This is a genomic window from Halochromatium sp. (assembly GCF_046541315.1).
In the GTDB taxonomy this organism is placed as follows: Bacteria; Pseudomonadota; Gammaproteobacteria; order Chromatiales; family Chromatiaceae; genus Lamprobacter.
Window position 1 is genome coordinate 1 of sequence record NZ_JBKHDN010000257.1, and the last position, 3,398, is coordinate 3,398.

A 3,398-nucleotide genomic window follows, 5' to 3' on the forward strand; every position below is an offset into this window, starting at 1 on the left:
CAGCCAGCGCAAGGCGCCGCCCCATTCGATCAGCGCAACGCCTGGGATCGCCTCTGCGGCGGTCGCCGGGGGTACCGAGATCCGCCACAACGGTTCCTCTCCGGCGAGGCCATCGAGCTGTTGCTCGCGCACCGCGCTCCAGAAGGCATCCGCCTCGCCCGGGGGCATCGCGGTCCCGCCGAGGATGCGCCGCGTCTCGCTCAGCGCCTCCTCACTGCCGGCCGCCCGCACATGCAGCCGCCCATCGAGCCAGGCGGTGGCGGTGATCGGCAGCGCCTGCCCCGCCCAGCGTTGCATCAACGCCAGCGCCCCCGCCTGAGTCTCTTCCTGGACCAGCGTAATCCGCCCGGGCGGCTCGGGCATCACCTTGATCGAGACCTCCAGCAGCACACCCAGCACGCCGAGCGAGCCCACCATCAGGCGCGACAGGTCGTAGCCGGCGACGTTCTTCATCACCCGACCGCCGAACGCCAGCACCTCGCCCTTGCCATTCAGCATCCGCACCCCGAGCACTGCATCGCGGACGCTGGCCGCATAGGGCCGCCGGGGGCCGGACAAACCGGCCGCCACCATCCCGCCGATGGTCGCCCGAGCGCCGAAATGCGGCGGCTCGAAGGGAAACGCCTGCCCCTGCTCCGCCAGCAGCGCCTCGACCTCGGCCAAGGGCGTGCCAGCGCGCACCGTGATTGCCAACTCGGTCGGCTCATAGGCGATGACGCCGCGATGCGGCGAGCAATCGAGCTGTGCATCGGCCTGTACCGGATTGCCATAAAAGGCCTTGGTCTTGCCGCCATGGATGGCCAACGACCGGCCCGCTACGCGCGCGTCATCGACCTGCTCGACGATCGCCTGCTCCGTCATCGGATTCGATTGTTCACCCATCGCCGTCGAGCGCCCGCTCAAAACCTCGGCAACTCGGGAAACTTCAGTTGCCCATGATGGACGTGCATGGCGCCGAATTCCGCGCAGCGATGCAACGTCGGCACCGCCTTGCCCGGATTCAGTAGCCCTTTCGGATCAAAGGCGGCCTTCACCGCATGCATCTGGGTCAATTCCGCGCTGTTGAACTGCACACACATCTGATTCAATTTCTCCACGCCCACGCCGTGCTCGCCGGTCACCGTGCCGCCCACCTCCACGCAGAGTTCCAGGATCGCACCGCCTAGCGCCTCTGCCTTCTCGAGTTCGCCGGGGTTATTCGCATCGTAGAGGATCAAGGGATGCAGATTGCCATCGCCAGCATGGAACACATTCGCCACCGCCAGCCCAGACTCCGCTGACAGTTCGGCAATCCGATTCAACACCGGACCTAGCTCGCGGCGTGGGATGGTGCCGTCCATGCAGTAATAATCCGGCGAGATGCGCCCGACGGCCGGAAACGCTGCCTTGCGGCCCTGCCAAAAACGCCGCCGCTCGGCCTCGTCGGCCGCCGTGCGCACATCGCTCGCCCCCGCGGCGAGCAGCAGTTCGCGCACCCGCATCACCTCCACCGACACTTCGGCATTGAAGCCATCGAGTTCGCAGATCAGAATGGCGGCGGCATCCACCGGATAGCCGGCATGCACAAAGGCCTCGGCGGCGCGAATCGCCGGATTGTCCATCATCTCGAGCCCGGCCGGAACGATGCCGGCGCCGATGATCCGAGCAACCGCCGCCCCGGCCCGCTCAACGCTGTCGAACGCAGCGAGCACCACCTGCGCCCGCTCCGGCCTCGGCAACAGCTTCACCGTCACCTCGACGATGATGCCCAGCATCCCTTCCGAGCCGGTCATCAGGGCCAGCAGATCCAACCCCGGCGCATCCAGCGCCTCGGTGCCGACCTCAAACAGCTCGCCGGCAACGCTGACCAACCTCAGCTTGAGGATGTTGTGCACCGTCAGCCCGTACTTCAGGCAGTGCACCCCACCCGAGTTCTCGGCCACATTGCCGCCGATCGAGCAGGCGATCTGGGACGAAGGATCAGGCGCGTAATAGAGCCCATGCGGCGCCGCCGCCTCGCTGATCGCCAGATTGCGCACGCCGGGCTGTACCCGCGCCATGCGATTGGCCGGATCGATCGCGATGATCCGGTTGAACTTCGCCAGCGACAGCAACACGCCATCGGCCAACGGCAGGGCCCCGCCGGAGAGGCCGGTGCCGGCCCCGCGCGCCACCACCGGCACCTCCAGCCGATGGCAGAGCCGCATGATCGCCTGCACCTGCTCGACCGTTTCCGGCAGCACCACCACCAGCGGCCGCTGCTGGAAGGCGCTCAGCCCATCGCACTCGTAAGGCGCCCGCTCGGCGTCGGACGCGAGCACGCTCGCGGCGGGCAGCAGCCGGCGCAGCTCGGAGAGGATCTCGGGTTTCGGGTTTAGCGGGCGTCGATCCGGGATGCGGGACATGAGTGGGCTTCGCTCGATGGTATCGGCTGGACATCGCAGACGGTGGCTTTCGGCCACCCCGGCCGTGCTCCCCCCAGGCCGTGTTCCCCAGTGCGCTCATCCACACACTGGCGTTCGCCGTTGTCGCCATCCGCCGCGATCCCGGCTTCGATCGTCGGGCGGTCCCTATCCACCCACGATCGGATTAAATCCCCCGCCCGATCTGGCAAACCTCTGGCAACTCTCTGGCAACTCTCTGGCAGATCCGGGCCGAGGCCCTGCCAACAGGTCCTGGCATGGCCGCTGCATGCCCTTTGATAACATCCGTCAATCCAACAAAAGGAGACATCTCATGCATGCACAATCCAGCTTCTTGACCCGGCGGCATTGGGCGATCCCCTTTGGACTCGGGCTCGTGATCGCGCTCGGCTCGCTCACGGTCCTGGCCGCAGACAGCACGCCCGCCGACGAGGACAGCAGGGCGCGCGCCGCGGCCGGCGACCGCGACCGCTCGGCCTCCGGGCCGTTGGAGGCCTCCGAGCCGCCCACCCCGACCGGCGCCGCCGCCGACACGACGATCCTCGATATCACGCAGGATTCTGCGCTGTTCAGCCGCTTCGAACAAGCCATCGAGCAAGCGGGCATGGACGACGTGCTGGAGGAGGACGGTCCCTTCACGCTCTTCCTGCCGACCAATGCCGCCTTCGACGCGCTGCCCGACGACCAGCGCCAGGCACTGAGGCAAGACCCGCAGGCCCTGGCCGACCTGGTCAGCAACCACGTCGCGCGGGCGCGGCTCGGCATCACCGACCTCATGCAGACCGAACAGATCGACGCGCTGTCTGGCGAAACGCTTGAACTCAGCACACCAGCGGCGCGGCTCAGTATCGGTGGCGCCGAGATCCTCAGGAGCGATCTGGTGGCCGGTAATGGCGTCGTCCATGTGATCGACCGCGTGATTCTGTAACCGCGTGCCGTAGGCCGGCGGACAAAGGCCCGCCGGCCGTTCGCGCCGTCGGCCTGATCGGCCTGATC

At 67.4% G+C, this 3,398-nt stretch carries 3 protein-coding genes; 1 reads left to right on the forward strand and 2 read right to left on the reverse strand.

Annotated features, from left to right (window positions below; all coding sequences use genetic code 11):
- Both glcE and ACLFQI_RS12720 read right to left on the reverse strand, forming a co-directional pair.
- Positions 1 to 882: glycolate oxidase subunit GlcE (glcE, locus tag ACLFQI_RS12715; protein WP_410759860.1), on the reverse strand; the 882-nt coding region annotated here is incomplete at its 3' end.
- A 17-nt stretch (positions 883 to 899) separates the two neighbouring features.
- A complete protein-coding gene (locus tag ACLFQI_RS12720; RefSeq protein ID WP_410759861.1) occupies positions 900 to 2,384 on the reverse strand; it encodes an FAD-linked oxidase C-terminal domain-containing protein in 1,485 nt (494 codons plus the stop codon).
- 331 nt (positions 2,385 to 2,715) lie between these two features.
- Here ACLFQI_RS12720 and ACLFQI_RS12725 point away from each other — a divergent pair, with 331 nt between their 5' ends.
- Positions 2,716 to 3,330: a fasciclin domain-containing protein gene (locus tag ACLFQI_RS12725; protein ID WP_410759862.1), complete on the forward strand. Its 615-nt coding sequence runs from the start codon at positions 2,716 to 2,718 to the stop codon at positions 3,328 to 3,330.
- Positions 3,331 to 3,398: the final 68 nt, after the last annotated feature.